Consider the following 15,810-nt stretch of genomic DNA (forward strand, 5'->3'; position numbering starts at 1 on the left):
GTGAAAGAGAAGGAAAACTAGTATATAAATTTAGTTTCTGCCATTTCGCCATCTCTAATAAAGGATAAAATATATACACCTTTAGCCAATGAAGGCATTTGAAGGTTTACTGTATTTGCTCCCGCTCCAACATAAAGTTGATGTGAAGTGACAATAGCCCCATTCAAATCATAAATAATTATCTCAGACGAACCTGAAGACGGTGAAAATATGGTTAAATCCAAAAGATTTTCTGTAAATGTTTCATTATTAACAACCACAGAGGTATTCGTAATTTCACCGCTGTTAATTGCAATTATATTGGAATAGGAAAATTCTTCATTTTCATCCACCTGTTTCAATCGATAATAATTAACTCCTTCAAAGGGATCTTTATCGATAAATCCATAATTGGAATTTTGGTTTGTGGTGCCATTACCATCAACGTTTCCAATCGGATCAAATTGTAAACCGGTAGGCGAACGTTCAATTATAAAACCACTATTATTTTTTTCTAAAGCTGTAACCCAATTAAGATAATTTTTCTTATCCTGATTATATCCACTGAAACTTAATAAATCAATTGGCAACAATAAACAGTTGTTGGTAACGGTAACATTATCAGTTGCAGTATTGCCACATGCATCCGTAATAGTTAATGTATATACCGTAACACCCATAGGAAAAATTACAAATACTGGGCTGCCGGTTAAAGGCCCCGGGGTCCAGGTATAGGTATATCCCGGGACACCATAATTAGGAGTAGATGCTGACAAATACCCTGATTGATCTGCACAATTTACTACGGTATATGCAGTTGCGCCTTCTGCAAGGGCGGTTACTTCGACAGTTCTTCCCTGAACTACAACAGATTGATCTGTTATTTTAAGACAAGTACTAGTGCAGGTCGATGGTGCTCCACCCGGGCAATAATTTCTTAATAACTGAACCTCAAAAGGCACTATCTGATCTACGCAAGAAGGCGGAAAGCAGGTTACTAAGGAAGGAATGCTTGTTCCAGTTGCTGGTGTCCAAACACCACCAAAGTTACACATATTGCATATCCAATATCCACTTGTAGCACATGTGGTAACATAGGTCAAATAAATATTACTTAACCAACAACTAACCCCGCAAGCAGTTCCGGTTCTAATTGTATGATTAACGGTGCAATTTGTGAAGGTTGAATTAGCAGGTAAGGTAATATCAAATGTTAACGGGCAATAATCAGGAACATAAGCACTTCCACTTGTGCCTGCCCACACAGTTGAGACAGTTACAAAGGGGTCGATCACAATAGGAAACACCCTGTTCTCTGATGTAATCCATTTGTTATTCAAATAAATTTGTAGTAACCATTTATCATCTGCATGTTTAATTTTATAACCTATCAAATTGTTTTCAAAACCCTTATACTGAGTTGAATCCATACTATTATCATTTACTGTAAGCCCACTATATCGTATTAATTCTCGCCCGAATGCATCATTAATTATAAGTTCTCCTTTCCAGAGCCCATCACCAATAAATTCCCCCTCATATGGATCGTATTCCAAAGAATAATTGGAAGGGATATTTATAGTTTCCTCAATAATTGTATATTCACTCTCAATATCAACACTGTTTAAATTATATATTGTAAAAATGGATTCTACAGATCCTTTGCCAAATAATTCTTTCAATTCTATTCCATCCCATGCATTTTCATAAATACATCCATCTTCCCCTACCGTAACATGCGTGTTATTTATTTTTTCGTCACCGTAAGATTTTTTTAAACTAAAAAATTGATTGAATTTATATTCAAATTCCGGGGTAATTTGTATTGCTGCAAAATGGGATTCAATATCTAATCGGGTAGGATTAAGTTGCTGATTCGCATAAAAAATATGATTGTTTTCCGAAGAAGGTTTTAACCTAGGGTCAATGGTCAGCAATTCTCCTTTTTCATTTTTATAATGTAAATCGTTATAAGAAGTAACTAAAGAAAATAATTGCCCCGAGGAGTTTTTATCTACAAAATATTTGGAGTTAGGAGTTCTTTTATGAATTAATTCATAACAGTCAGTACAGGGCGCCCCATATTGTAAGGTTCCAAACTCGGGATGAGTTAGAAAATTTTCAGGGGTGAGCTGAGTTAATTCCTGATTAATCTCCTTTTGTATTTTACTAAACCCACTAAAATTATAATTTCTGTTGGGACCTAAGGATTGAACCTGTGCATAAGCCTCCCATCTCGAAATTAGTAGACAAATTCCGATAAATAAGATACAGAGAATTTTCGTTTTCATAGCAGTCCAATTAGTAACGCATCAATTTTTTTATTGGTTACTTGTGTGTTAAATTTTTCTGATTTAAATTCTATTTATTGAACTATTTTAACTAAAAGGATTGTAAAATAGCCTGAATAAATTAAGGAATAACAACTGTGTATTTCATACAAAACAGCAATAAACTACATCGGCTTTTGATTAAAAATCGAATATTATATATACTGACTTAAGCCTAATTTTGCCTAAAAATATAGTAAAATGATAATATTTCAAAAGCAAACCTTGAAATTTCTTGCTCAACTCGACAAAAACAACAACAAACCATGGTTTGAGCAGCACAGGCCTGAGTTTGAGGCAGCCAAAGCCAACTTTTTGGAATTCAATACCGAACTTATATCCAAAATGCAAAAAATGGACAATTCCCTTCTGGGGTTGGATCCTAAAAAAACGGTTTTCAGAATCAACAGGGATGTGCGGTTCTCGAAGGATAAAAGTCCTTATAAAAATAACATGGGAACTGCCATGAGTAAAGGGGGAAAAAATATGATGACAGCGGGATATTATTTCCATTTACAGCCAGGCAATAAATCATTTGCCGCAATTGGTTCCTATATGCCGGCACCGGAAATTTTGCAGAGTATAAGGCAAGAAATTGATTACGATCTCGAAGCCTTTAAAAAAATTATACAGGCTGCTTCGTTTAAAAAATATTTTGATGGATTTGATGATATTGAAAGATTAAAAACTGTTCCTAAAGGATATACCATCGATAATCCGGCAATTGAATATCTTAAGAACAGAAGTTTTGTTGTCTCCAAATACTTTACAGATAAGGAAGTTCAATCACCCGATTTTTTAAGTGAGCTTCTTAAATGTTACAAGGCAGCTTATCCTTTGGTCTTATTTTTACACAGGGCGGAAAAATGACGATGCTCATTTTTTTATAGCGGAAAATTGATTACTTTCATGCTTGAAATGCGCAGCCTCCTCCTTTTATTGCTTTTGAGCTTATCATTTCGGATCAATTTTGCCCAGAGCATAATCGCATATCCGGATACGGTGATCTGCAGTTCAGAACCTGTATGGTTATTTACAACAGTAGATGGAAGTTACGGAACAGAAGAATATACCTATGAATCGGTGCCTTATGCACCCGAACCGATTTCAGGAACTGTACATAATATGGTTGATGATACGCATGTGGGCCCTTTTTCAATAGGATTTGATTTTTGTTATTTTGGAGAGGTCTATACACAGTTTTATATTGCGTCCAACGGTTGGATCAGTTTTTTAACTCCAAGTGGAGCAATGGATGTTAACTGGACTCCCGATGGTCCCATCCCCGATGCAGCAGCAGGAGTTCCTAAAGCGGCAATATTTGGTACCTGGACAGACTGGCACTCCGGTTTGTGTACAAATTGTATTTTTCACGAAGTAGTTGGCACTGCACCTAACAGAAAATTGATTGTGAGTTGGGAGGATGTGCCTTTATTTTCCTGTACCGGTTTCGAAGGAACTTTTCAGATCGTATTATATGAAACCACAAATCAGATAGATAATCATCTCACTTCCGTTGATGTTTGTGCGGGGTGGGACCTTGGTATTGCAACTCAAGGCATATTAAATGAAGACGGAACACAGGGTTATGCTATTGCAGGAAGAAATGCCACTGCCTGGTCGGCGACAAACGAAACCTGGATATGGTTGCCAAGTGCAATTACCTGGTATGAAACAGCCACAGGTATAGAAATTGGAACAGGTGATAGTATAGAAGTATCGCCAACTGTAACCACCACTTATACCGCAGACGTAATTTTATGTGATGGAACTATTGTGTCCGACGATGTTACGGTAACCATAGTTACACCATATGATGTGGTAGTGGATGTTCAAAATATAACCTGCAACGGAGATGCCAATGCCTGGATAGATGTAGATGTTTCTGGGAATGTTAATCCTATCACTTATTCCTGGTCAACAGGTGATATAACCGATAGCATCTACGATCTTGGGCCCGGTGTTTATACAATTACCATTCAGGAAGAAGATGGATGTGCTTATTTTGAGGAGATCATCATTACCGAACCGCCATTATTAACCTTAGATACCATATTGACCGGAAACATAACTTGTTTTGGGGGGAATGATGGAATTGTGGAGTTGGATCCAAACGGAGGTGTTTTGCCTTATTTATTTAGTTTCGATGGAGTAACTTGGCAAACAGATAGCAATTTTACCACCATGTATGCAGGAGTATACACTTTTTATGTAAAAGATGCCTATGGTTGCACTGTCACTTTCAGCACTGTTGTGCTTGACCAGCCGGCACCTATTATTGTTGATGCAGGTCCCAACCAAACCGTTCCCTATGGAAGTTCTGTGATACTGGAAGCTACTTCACCATCCGACCCGATCACCTCCATAGTATGGACACCAACTGATTGGTTAAGTTGCACCGATTGTATGCAACCTACCGCTTCTCCAACATTTAATACTACATATTATATTACCATAACCGATGCAAATGGTTGCACTGCCACCGACTCTGTAATTGTTTGGGTGGATATAGATTTTAATGTGCCCAATGCCTTTACTCCAAATGGAGATGGGTTAAACGACCTGTTTAATATACAAACCGATCTTCTTATTTCTTATAGTATCACAATTTATAACCGATGGGGTTCTGTTATTTTTGCTTCTAATGACGTGAGGATAGGCTGGGATGGTAATTTTCAAGGAAAACCACAGGAAATTGGGGTTTACATTTATGAGATCAAGTCGGTTTCAACACTAAATACGCCAATATCAAAATCCGGTACAGTCACACTTTTGAGGTAAGTTTGTGCACAAAGCAGTTACTTTTGGTGCAATAGCCAATTAATTGGTTGCATGCGTGCAAATTTTTTTTTAATTTTTTTTTGGTTTTCTCGTTTTATACTATAGCTTTGTTTCAATTAATTGCGAGAGTAAGGGTTGATCGAAATTTTTATTATGTTAAAATGGAGCTTCGATTAACTAAAAATAGGTAAAGAATGCCTTTATTTTTAAAATTTCGCAAAAAAAGTTGACAAAATTGCGACTCCGATTTGCATAAGAACAATAGGGGTTATAGTTTTGCCCACATATTAGGTTATTTTATACATTATAGAATTTAAAATATTATTAACTTTAATTAATACGTCATGATTAGTAGAAAACTCACGTTTGCGGTACTGTTGCTGGTTGGCATCATTACCATTGGCCAAAGCCAAACATCTTCATTTCCTCCAAAACCTGCCAATAAATGGCAACTTGGATTGAACCTTGGAGTTCCCCAGATTCTGGGTGATATTAAATCTGAACCTTTTGGTGGTAACCACACGCCTGCTTTTGGTGTTGGTTTAAACATCCGTAAAAGTTTAGGGTATCTTTTATCAATGCGTTTGCATGGTATGTATGGGCATTGCTTACGGACAGGACTTCGTTCAAGGTTCATTTGCATTTAATAAAACACTTAATGGTGCATTTTCAAACAGCACAAATGAAAACTACTCAACAGGTGCCGATTATACCGGTAACGTTTGGGTACCAAATTACAAAACAACCATAGGTCATGGATCATTGGACCTTATGGTTAATATTAACAACCTTAATTTCCACACTGCATCATCTAAATTCTTAGTATATGCATTTGTAGGTGTGGGTGGTTTTATGTTTAATACGAAAATGGATGCGTTGAATGGTGAAACACCATATGACTACGCTGCCATTCTCGGAGCTTTCGGTTCTCAGAATACATCAGAAAAAGAGCGTATCGATGCGATACATGCTGTTTTGGATGGTGAATATGAAACACAAGCGGAAGTTGCTGCACCAGCTGCACGTGCGGAAGGTGAAGTTAGAGGAACTTGGATTCGTAACCCTAGTATTTCAGGTGGTTTCGGTTTTTCTTACAGAATCGGAACTAACATGGAAATCGGTTTAGAGCACAGAGCTTCTCATTACTTCGACGACTTAGCAGATGGTCAGCGTTGGGAATTGGATGGTGACTATACAGATCACTTTGACATGTTCCAATATACTAACCTTACCTTTGGTATCAACTTAGGTAAATCTGAATCAGTAGATCCACTTTGGGAATTAAACCCTTTAACATACTTGTATGATAAAGTTGCATCTATCGATCCTGAAAACTTATTAAAAGATTCAGATAACGACGGTGTTATCGATTACTTAGATAAAGAACCAAATACAGCAGAAGGAGTTCCGGTTGACACACATGGTGTTAGTTTAGACTCTGATAAAGACGGTTGTCCGGATTCAGAAGATCCTGAACCATTCTCTTCTCCTGTTCTTCCTATGGAAAATTGCCAAAACGTTCATGTAACAATGAATGAAGTTAAAGCATATGTTGACAAAGCTTTAGAAGGCGTAAGCCGCGATGGCGGTGGAGCTGCTGACTGGATCTTACCTTATATATTCTTTGACTTAAACAAATATGATATCCGTCCGGATGCAGTACCTACCTTAAATCAGGTTGCTGAGATCATGAACAGATACAAAAAATTAGAAGTTAATGTTGTAGGTCACACCGATACTCAAGGTAGCGAATCAATGAATATGAAATTATCTGAAAATCGTTCTAAATCAGCTATTGCTTACCTTACTAAAAAAGGTGTTCCTGAAAGCAGAATGAAGATCGTTTATAAAGGTGAATCTGAAGTTATTATTGAAGGTGCCAAAAATGATGAAGAACACCAAATGAATCGTCGTGTGGAATTCCACATCATCAAGAATTAATACTGATATATACATATAATCATGACAGCCTAAGGGGTGGAGTAATATCCACCCCTTATTTTTTTATCACAGGGTCAAGGATTTTGGATCGCGGATTTTAATGGGATTTCACTGATTGCGCGGATTTATTTTTTGGATCACGGATTTTATGGAGATTACACGGATTGCGCGGATTTATTTTTTGGATCGCGGATTTTATGGGGATTTCGCGGATTGCGCGGATTTTAGTTTGTTGAAGTAATTTTTTAGTTTTATATGGATTTAGATAATGCTTCGAATAATAATCATATCTGTAGTTTGTTTTGTTTGTACTTCTGTTAATGGGCAGAATCAAAATGTGGTGGAGAAAAAAATTCCTCATTTGTATTTTCCTTATGAGCAGGTGGAGAAAAATTCGGTGCAGGTTAAATCTGCTTCAATTATTGTGGATACGGATAATGATGGTGTGCTTGATGAATTTGATAAGGAAATAAATTCGCCTTCGGGTTTTCCTGTTGATGTATTTGGTGTTTCGGTGGATAGTGATAATGATGGTTGTTTGGATTTTGAAGATATGGAGCCATTTTCCTCTCCGGTAATTCCGATTGAAAATTGTGTTAATATAATTGTCGGCGGATGCGACATAAAATCTGACAGTGAATCAAAATGGAGGGGTCTTGATTGTCATGGAATCCCAATGATATTTTTTGATGTAAATTCAATTAATATAGGCAAAGAGGACCTCCCTGTTTTAAACCAGGTATTTGAAATATTAAAACGATATCCGCAATTTAAATTGAATGTATCCGGAAGTATCAATAATACTGAAAATGAAGAACTTATAATGGCAAGAGTAAAAATTGTAACCAAATATCTACTTAATCAGGGCATATCGGAGAATCGTTTAGTAATAAAGTTTAATATTGATAAAGAAAATAATTTGTCATCTGATTTATTAGACTCTAATGTTGCTTTTAATGTAATTCAATAATTATCATATTACCTTGACTGAATTGAAAATTTCACCTTCTTTTTTACTAGCAATTCAAAAACAAAATACCCAATCACAACTACATATTCCAAAACAATCAAATAATAATTCTCAATATAAGCAGGTGTGATATAGGTAATATAGGAAAGATAGATCAGAAACGACCAGATTATAGCATATCTAAAATTGGAGAAAACAGATAGAATTATCAGCGGTGAGAGATACCAGGGATGAATGGTAGTTGCAAATAAACAGTATAAAGAAAATGCCAATAACAAAGCGGTAAGAAAATATTGTTTTTTATAAAATATACTTAGTAGAGTTATCCCGATAACAGTGAATAGCGGTAATAATTTTCGCATTAATAAAAAAGTATCGTAGTTCGCATCCTTACCAATTATAAATCTGAAGAAATAATAACTGCTCGCATTAAATTCGAATTGCTGAAAATAGAGGTTTAAACTTCCTGCTATGTTTTTATATTGCAGGAACATGGGTAGTAAAATTATTAATGCAACCACTCCGCTGATCAAACAAAATTGTAATGTTCTTTTAAATCCGATAAATTTAAAGAACAGTGGCAACAACATCACCGGCCAAAGTTTAGAACCTATGGCGAATCCAAAGGCTATGGCTGAAAAAATATCTTTTTGTTTTACAAGATAATAAATTGATAGAACAAGAAAAAATACCATTATCGCTTCAAAATGCATGTTGCCGGTTAGCTCAAGAATTATTAATGGATTTAAGGTATAGATCAGCTGATATTTAACAGGCATTTTAAGTTGCTCCAATAATTTTGGCAACAATAAAATGGTACCTGCTTCAAACAAAAAAATGAAAAATTTGAGAAGAACAATATTTACATAAGTATTATTAAAAGATAGAAATGCAGCGCCTGAAAAAAGGAACTGACACACCGGAGGATAAATGGAAAAATATTGTTTTGAATTGAGCTCATTAAATAAATGTGTATCAACAACATTCGTAAGGTTTGTGTGATGTACGTTATCAAGAGCAATCTGTTCGGGAGAAAATGCGTATGGATTTATTCCATTTAATAATAATTTTCCATCCCAGATAAAGCGATAGAAATCGTTGGTGAGATTTGGTATGCTGAATAATAAAACGAAACGAAGGAATATTCCGAGATACCTGCCTTCTTTCACAAGATCATTAGTATCTGCATATTTTAGTAAAACAAGATAAAGACCGAAGGCGGCGCTGTAGAGAACAAATAGTTGCAGGAAATCTTCACGCGAGGTAAAATACCCTATTAATACAAAAACAGCGACCATCAGCAAATACACAGCAAATCTCCAGGTGCCGGTAATTGCAGTTTTGATCATTGTTAAGAGTTATACCTGGAATGTTTGAGCGAAAAGTAAAAGATCAATGCGAAACCGGTAAATGCAAAAATGTGGAAAGGCAATAAACCATAATCTTCATAATAAAACGCCATGATAATGCCCATTAAAAAATACATGCTGAATAATCCTTCCAGATAAGTAATAGGACTTATTTTAGTAGCAGCGTATTTCTTGTTTTTCCATAAATCTTTCCCGTTGATAATATTAAACTTAGGAGTGCGTACAAAGTCTGTTTTCTGCCCTATCCAGCCTCTGAATACCGCCCAGGCATTATGGAGGCTCATACCCATTGTAATGGCAAGGAAGATAGGAAAACGCGTGATATAGATATGTAATGTTTTACGCACTGTTTTTTCGCGTTGCATGGTGGAAATATAATAGGCATATGCAATGGCCAACGATCCTAACAAGAAAATACTCGCGTATTTAAAATAGTTGAAATCGATATAATGGTTTTTGATGAACAACAGCGGAACACTTAAAATTGCTGTTATCAGAATAAAAATATAATTCGTGGTATTAAATAAATGCGCAATTGCGTGTAATTTAATTCGCAACGGAAGTTCAGAATTCATCACACTTCTGCCTATCTTTTTCGCGGTTTCAGCGCCACCTTTGTTCCAACGGAATTGTTGCGATTTTAATGCATTCATGTCGGTAGGTAATTCAGCTGGAGCAGTAACATTTTCCACGTACTTGAATTTCCAACCTTTTAATTGAGCGCGGTAGCTTAGATCAAGATCTTCGGTAAGTGTATCGGCTTTCCATCCACCGGCATCTTCAATACATTGTTTACGCCAAACACCGGCAGTTCCATTAAAATTAATAAAATACCCTGCTGCATTTCTACCTTGTTGTTCAATGGTAAAATGCATATCCAATGCAAAAGCCTGCATTTTGGTAAGAATGGAATAATCTTTATTTAAATGTTCCCACTTAGCCTGAACCACACCAATTTTGTTATCCTCTAAAAAATAAGGAATTGTTTTTTTAAGAAAATCGGGATAAGGAGTAAAGTCGGCATCAAATATTGCGATGTATTCGCCTTTTGCAATTTTTAATCCATATTCCAAAGCTCCGGCTTTAAATCCTTTGCGTTCGGGGCGTTTTATTTGAACGATATCAATTCCAAGATTTTGGTAGTATTCTACTTTTCGAAGTGCTATTTCAAAACTTTCGTCGGTGGAGTCGTCGAGCAGTTGTATCTCTAACTTATTTTTAGGGTAATCGAAGGCTGCAATGGCATCAATCAGACGTTCAACAACGTAGAGTTCATTATAAACCGGAAGTTGAACAGTTACAAGCGGATATTCCTCTTCAGGAATTTCAAACTTTGCATCTTCTTTTGCAAGGTGCGCTTGAATTTTATGTAATGGATGGCCAAACTCAATTGCATTATGCAATAAAAGAAAAGCAGGGTAATCGCGATGGTATATATTACTATTATAGAGATTGACATGTCAATCGTTTGGTTCAAAAATATTTAAAAATGGTAGTGATGATTTTATATCCTGCCATTACTGTTCCTTTAAGGGTTCCTGTTATCTTCGATTTTCCGATGCGCGGCCTGTAATCCACTGGCACTTCTACAAAGGTCAGCTTTTTTTTGGCAGCCTTTATTTGCATTTCCACAGTCCATCCGTAATTAGTGTCCACCATTTGCAATTCCAGCAATCGCTGCCATTTTATTGCCCTGAATGGACCCAGATCACTGAATTTAGCTCCGAAAAACATTTTAATGAGAGAAGTTGCCAACCAGTTCCCAAAAATTTGTTGCGGTGCCATGGACCCTTTTATCCTTTTCCCTTTAGCTCTGCTGCCAATTACCATGTCGATATTTTGATCGATAATAGGTTGAACAAGCATTTGCATTTGTTCGGGATAATCGGAATAATCTCCGTCAATGAACACAATAATATCGGGTTGCTCTTCTTTTGGCTTGTTTTTGATATAGTTAATACCCTTTAAACAAGCCGACCCGTAACCCTTTCTTTCTTCTAATAGAACAGTAGCGCCCTTTTGGTGTGCAATTTCAGCGGTGTTATCGGTTGACCCGTTATTCACTACTATTACTTCTTTCACCAGATTTGCAGGAATATCCTGTAAAACATGACCAATAGAACCACTTTCATTAAAAACCGGAATGATGACATTGATTTTTTGCATGGTTTTGGCCTGTCCCCTTCCTCAAAAAGTGCACAAAGTTACGTGAAATGTAAAAGATATTTAAATAATGTTAAGAAAGAATTTTCAAATCGTCGCTACTGAATAATATTTGGGTGCGATTGGCGTTATCCGGACCATTTTCCAGCTTTAAAACTCCTCTCGGACAAACGGCAGCGCATACGCCACAACCAACACAACTTGCGCGCACAATGTTTTGTCCGCGCTGGGCGTAGGCACGAACATCAATCCCCATTTCGCAATAGGTGCTACAATTTCCGCAGGATATACACTGGGCGCCGTTTGTAGTGATTCTGAATCTCGATTTAAATCGTTGGATCAGTCCCATATATGCAGCCATGGGGCATCCGAACCGGCACCAGACCCTGCTTCCCATAATGGGATAAAATCCAACCCCAACAACACCGCTGAATACCATTCCGATAACAAAACTGTAGCCTTTTGCAATATCTTTTGCTGATGAACCCAATAATTGATTTTTAAAACTATTATCTGCCAATAAAAGCACTGTTATGATAATAATTGCTGCTAAAACGGAGTGTATCATCCATCTTTCAATTTTCCAGGCCTTTAAACTTTTGTCGGAAAGATGGCGAAAAGGGTCGCCTGCAGTTTCTGCCAATCCTCCACATCCGCAAACCCAACTGCAGTACCATCGTTTGCCAAAAAAATAGGTGAGAATTGGTGTTACAACAAAAGACAGTACTAATCCCCAAAAAATAAAAAAAGTACCAAAAGCGCCTTGCGTTTGAAAATAACTGAGTGTGGAAGGAAATATCGCGTCGTAATCCAAAGGCCAGAAATAGGTGAGGTATGGTTCGTAGTTGTAAAGTGATTTCATTACTGCCGGTAACAACCATGCTAACCCAAGTTGAAAGAACATTACCGAAATTGTTCTTATGATCTGATAATTATTGTGGCGATATTTATAGATGAATTTAAATCCCATTACCAAAACAGCGATGGTATAAAAGGAGCCATACACGAACCATTGGTCAGAAGGAGAATTTCGTATCGCTTCACTCAAAGGATTGAACATATTTATCAATCCACCCAAAAGATCAACCCCGAAAACTTTTTGCCAATAATCTTTCCAATAAAGGCAAACATAGAAACCGGTAATAATTATTCCCGACATCCATGCCAAGGCTCCACGCGACGACATGGAAGTGAACATGGTGCGATTATTTTTTATTCCTGCAGGAAGATTTCCATAAGATCCCAAAGTATAAATAATTGTCCCCGCAAATACACAAACGATGGTAACCAATAAAAAAATAAGCGGTTGCTCATTTCCAACGCCTGCCCAGGCCAGAAATATTGCGAGTACTCCCAAGGCAGTAACAGATAACCCCACTTTTTGCGTTCCATTAAAGTTTGCAGGATGGGGGTTGGAAATCGACATTGATATATTAGAATCAGCCATTGATTTGATTTGTTAATTTGTTAGTTTGATAATTTGTCCGCCGCGGCGGATTGATTGTCCGCATTATACTTTGATCTTCGCATTTAACTTTTCTTATCTTCCATTTTTTTAATTTTTAGATTATTTCTTTTAAGCTTCAGCTCAAAAGGAAATTATCTTTTCATTTATTGAAAGTTCCACCCGAAGCTAAATCTTCCAATGTTACAAACTGCCCACTGCCCACTGCCCACTGCCACTGCCCACTATTTAAATATCATTCGCATCAAATTCTTTTTTTCTTTTAAAATTATTTTTTTTCTCGGATGAAGTTTATTCCAGGAATCAATAATTTCCTCTTCAAATTGCGCATAAAATTCGGGATCAAAATTTGCGGCTTTCAGATGAGTGAGAACGTATTCTACCGTTCTTTTTTCTTTAAGCCAGGTATTAAATAATTCGTGACGTAATCTGATTCCGAAATTATTGATTCCTATAAATAGATGATCTTCTTTTTTGAAAACTAGATGTATACATTTTTTTGCATCTGCGTGTTCCCAATAAAATTCTTCTTCTCCTTCGCGCAATTTATTTAAAACAGTTCCATAGGTTTGATATTCGATATCTAAAAATTTTGCGGAATTAAACCAATGTCCGGGATTGTAATTTGTTTCTACACCTATCATGTTTAATGCTGCACATTCGCCCTGAATTTTGCCGGTGTACCAAACTTGTTCCACTGTTTTTCTATCGGGAAGGGCTTCCTGAAACTGAGCACAGTCGCCGGCTGCGTAGACATCTTCCAGATTGGTCTGCATATTTTTATCGATAATTACTCCGCGATCACATTTAATTTTTGTATCTTTTAACCAGCTTATATTTGGTGATACACCGGCGGTTAATCCCACCACTTCACATTTAATTTCTTCGTCCTTATCCGTAATTATACTTTTTACTCTGCCCTTGCTGTCGCCAATAATTTCTTTCATCGACGTATTTAACCGCAGATCAAAACCATATTCGCGAATATGTTTGGAGATCATATTGGATTCCTGTTCAGGTAAAACATTATTCCAATAGTTACTTTCACGAACTAATATGGTAACAGGATAATTTCGCGAGTGCAACATTTCTGCTATTTCAATTCCAATTAATCCTCCACCTACAATTACTGCGCGTGAAATTCCATTTTTTGTATTTTCTTCCAGTGCCAGAAGATCCTGATAAGAATACATTCCCTGTACACCTTTAAGGTCTTGTCCGGGCCAGCCAAATTTATTGGATTTTGCACCCGTTGCAATTAATAATTTATCGTAAGCAAGTGGTTTTCCTTTTTCAAACTCCACATTCTTATTTTCGACATCAATATTTTTTACCCAAGCTTTTTTGAGTTTAATTCTATTCTTTTCCCAAAACCAATTTTCGTAAGGTTGCGTATGTTCAAATTTCATGTGCCCCATATACACATACATGAGTGCCGTTCTGCTAAAAAAATAATCCGTCTCCCCCGAAACCACAGTAATATTATGATCAGAATTTTTCCTGATCGTTCTTGCAGCAGTAATGCCCGTGATGCCGTTTCCTATGATTACGATATGCATGCCTAAAAGTAATTTGAATAAAGGTATTGTGAAAATAAGAAGATTATGGGAAAAGTTCAGGGGATTTGTGAAAGTTTGGTAAATGAGGGGATTGTTGTTTTGAATTTCAATTTGGAGATCAATTCGTCCAACCTTGTTGAGTTTCAATAATATTTTGTATTTTTAGTAATGGTTTCTGTTTTGGAACCTTTAATTGGACAAAGACCCCAAAAGATGAAAAAAGTTATTTTCTTTTCATTCCTATTAACTCTGGCACTATACTCTTGTCAAAAGCAATCTCTGGAGCCAGTTGGGAATACACTTCCATTTGAAAACGGTGATATCAGGTTAGAACTTGCTGCTTCTTCAGTTCCGTCCTTTATTCGCGATATTCATTTTTTTAACGAATCAGAGGGAATAGCTATAACTAATGATGGAAAAATATACAGGACATCAGACAAGGGAGTTACCTGGGAATTAAAATTTATTGATCCTCATCCCGATCAGATTTATTTTCAAATTCTGTTTTTAGATGAAAATATTGGATATGTTGTTGGAGGAAATACAGGTTGTGGAGGAAACGATTGTATACCAGCCGGTGGAACAATTTTAAAAACTACAGATGGTGGTGAAACCTGGTCAAATATTTACCTTTTAAACGGAGTGACATTTGAATCAATTGCTTCTAATGAATTAGGGGAAATATTTACTATCTCAAACGGAAAATTATCACGAATTTCGAAAAGTAGTGATGCAGGAATGAGCTGGATAATAATTGATAGTTTTGATTTCGATTTACATAAAATAACTTTTAATAATGGATTTGGTTTCTGCACAGGCATGGATGGAAACGTTATTAAAAGTAGTGATGAGGGTAATTCATGGATTCTCGCAACTACCCTTGATGCATTATATGCAACTGATATAAAATTTAATCAGGACAACGGATATTGTATCGCAAATAATAATGCAATTTACAAAACCACGAACGATGGAGTTTCCTGGGCTGAAAATTATACTTCCAATTATATTTCTTATGCTTTGAATCCTTTGTCAGAAAATAGTTGTTTAATTTTTGGATCCGGCGAATACACCGGAGGATGTTTCGGGAGTTATTATGGTGGAATAATTCAAACCACAGACTCCGGAAACAGCTGGACAGAAACACAAATTACTGATATTACTTCAATTCGTTGCACAAGTTTTTATTCAGAGACTGAGGGATATGCTGTATCGGGGTTTAAATTAATTAAAGTGATAGTTAAGTAATTAT

General features: G+C 36.4%; 11 protein-coding genes and 1 pseudogene. 5 read left to right on the forward strand and 7 right to left on the reverse strand.

The window, feature by feature from the left end; genetic code table 11:
* Window positions 1–17: 17 nt before the first annotated feature.
* Window positions 18–2,270 (reverse strand): T9SS type A sorting domain-containing protein, encoded by a 2,253-nt coding sequence (locus IPI31_04780; protein MBK7567121.1) that lies wholly within the window; start codon window positions 2,268–2,270, stop codon window positions 18–20.
* Between the two features lie 240 nt (window positions 2,271–2,510).
* Between IPI31_04780 and IPI31_04785 the strand changes: the two genes are divergently transcribed.
* Complete coding sequence (locus tag IPI31_04785) at window positions 2,511–3,179, forward strand: DUF2461 domain-containing protein (GenBank protein ID MBK7567122.1); 669 nt, start codon at window positions 2,511–2,513, stop codon at window positions 3,177–3,179.
* Between the two features lie 48 nt (window positions 3,180–3,227).
* Window positions 3,228–5,090 (forward strand): gliding motility-associated C-terminal domain-containing protein, encoded by a 1,863-nt coding sequence (locus IPI31_04790; GenBank protein ID MBK7567123.1) that lies wholly within the window; start codon window positions 3,228–3,230, stop codon window positions 5,088–5,090.
* Window positions 5,091–5,424: 334 nt separating this feature from the next.
* Here IPI31_04790 and IPI31_04795 read toward each other — a convergent pair whose 3' ends face one another.
* Window positions 5,425–5,640: a hypothetical protein gene (locus IPI31_04795; protein MBK7567124.1), complete on the reverse strand. Its 216-nt coding sequence runs from the start codon at window positions 5,638–5,640 to the stop codon at window positions 5,425–5,427.
* Between the two features lie 47 nt (window positions 5,641–5,687).
* Here IPI31_04795 and IPI31_04800 point away from each other — a divergent pair, with 47 nt between their 5' ends.
* Together IPI31_04800 and IPI31_04805 are read left to right on the forward strand one after the other, a co-directional pair.
* Entirely contained in the window at window positions 5,688–7,031 is a 1,344-nt protein-coding gene (locus tag IPI31_04800) for an OmpA family protein (protein MBK7567125.1), read from the forward strand.
* A 268-nt stretch (window positions 7,032–7,299) separates the two neighbouring features.
* Window positions 7,300–8,001, forward strand: a complete 702-nt coding sequence (locus IPI31_04805; GenBank protein MBK7567126.1) for a hypothetical protein — start codon at window positions 7,300–7,302, stop codon at window positions 7,999–8,001.
* 8 nt (window positions 8,002–8,009) lie between these two features.
* On the opposite strand, the gene IPI31_04810 is transcribed toward IPI31_04805, so the two are convergent.
* From IPI31_04810 to IPI31_04830, 5 genes and pseudogenes are all read right to left on the reverse strand, one after another.
* A complete protein-coding gene (locus IPI31_04810) occupies window positions 8,010–9,350 on the reverse strand; it encodes a hypothetical protein (protein MBK7567127.1) in 1,341 nt (446 codons plus the stop codon).
* Window positions 9,351–9,352: 2 nt separating this feature from the next.
* Window positions 9,353–10,830 (reverse strand): annotated as a pseudogene (locus tag IPI31_04815) (glycosyltransferase).
* Window positions 10,831–10,844: 14 nt separating this feature from the next.
* Complete coding sequence (locus tag IPI31_04820) at window positions 10,845–11,537, reverse strand: glycosyltransferase family 2 protein (protein MBK7567128.1); 693 nt, start codon at window positions 11,535–11,537, stop codon at window positions 10,845–10,847.
* Window positions 11,538–11,607: 70 nt separating this feature from the next.
* Window positions 11,608–12,960, reverse strand: a complete 1,353-nt coding sequence (locus tag IPI31_04825) for a 4Fe-4S binding protein (GenBank protein MBK7567129.1) — start codon at window positions 12,958–12,960, stop codon at window positions 11,608–11,610.
* Window positions 12,961–13,223: 263 nt separating this feature from the next.
* Window positions 13,224–14,558 carry an NAD(P)/FAD-dependent oxidoreductase gene (locus tag IPI31_04830; GenBank protein ID MBK7567130.1) on the reverse strand — a complete coding sequence of 445 codons (1,335 nt, stop codon included), beginning with the start codon at window positions 14,556–14,558 and terminating at the stop codon, window positions 13,224–13,226.
* Window positions 14,559–14,771: 213 nt separating this feature from the next.
* Between IPI31_04830 and IPI31_04835 the strand changes: the two genes are divergently transcribed.
* Complete coding sequence (locus tag IPI31_04835; protein MBK7567131.1) at window positions 14,772–15,806, forward strand: hypothetical protein; 1,035 nt, start codon at window positions 14,772–14,774, stop codon at window positions 15,804–15,806.
* The last annotated feature ends 4 nt before the right edge of the window (window positions 15,807–15,810 follow it).

Source organism: Bacteroidota bacterium, from assembly GCA_016706865.1.
Classification (GTDB): domain Bacteria; phylum Bacteroidota; class Bacteroidia; order Chitinophagales; family BACL12; genus UBA7236.

Excerpts from the sequence above, each read along its gene's own strand:
- IPI31_04780 (MBK7567121.1), bottom strand. The coding sequence starts at position 2,270 with ATGAAAACGAAAATTCTCTGTATCTTATTTATCGGAATTTGTCTACTA.
- IPI31_04785 (MBK7567122.1), top strand. The coding sequence starts at position 2,511 with ATGATAATATTTCAAAAGCAAACCTTGAAATTTCTTGCTCAACTCGAC.
- IPI31_04790 (MBK7567123.1), top strand. The coding sequence starts at position 3,228 with ATGCGCAGCCTCCTCCTTTTATTGCTTTTGAGCTTATCATTTCGGATC.
- IPI31_04795 (MBK7567124.1), bottom strand. The coding sequence starts at position 5,640 with ATGTTTAAACCAACACCAAAAGCAGGCGTGTGGTTACCACCAAAAGGT.
- IPI31_04800 (MBK7567125.1), top strand. The coding sequence starts at position 5,688 with ATGGGCATTGCTTACGGACAGGACTTCGTTCAAGGTTCATTTGCATTT.
- IPI31_04805 (MBK7567126.1), top strand. The coding sequence starts at position 7,300 with ATGCTTCGAATAATAATCATATCTGTAGTTTGTTTTGTTTGTACTTCT.
- IPI31_04810 (MBK7567127.1), bottom strand. The coding sequence starts at position 9,350 with ATGATCAAAACTGCAATTACCGGCACCTGGAGATTTGCTGTGTATTTG.
- IPI31_04820 (MBK7567128.1), bottom strand. The coding sequence starts at position 11,537 with ATGCAAAAAATCAATGTCATCATTCCGGTTTTTAATGAAAGTGGTTCT.
- IPI31_04825 (MBK7567129.1), bottom strand. The coding sequence starts at position 12,960 with ATGTCGATTTCCAACCCCCATCCTGCAAACTTTAATGGAACGCAAAAA.
- IPI31_04830 (MBK7567130.1), bottom strand. The coding sequence starts at position 14,558 with ATGCATATCGTAATCATAGGAAACGGCATCACGGGCATTACTGCTGCA.
- IPI31_04835 (MBK7567131.1), top strand. The coding sequence starts at position 14,772 with ATGAAAAAAGTTATTTTCTTTTCATTCCTATTAACTCTGGCACTATAC.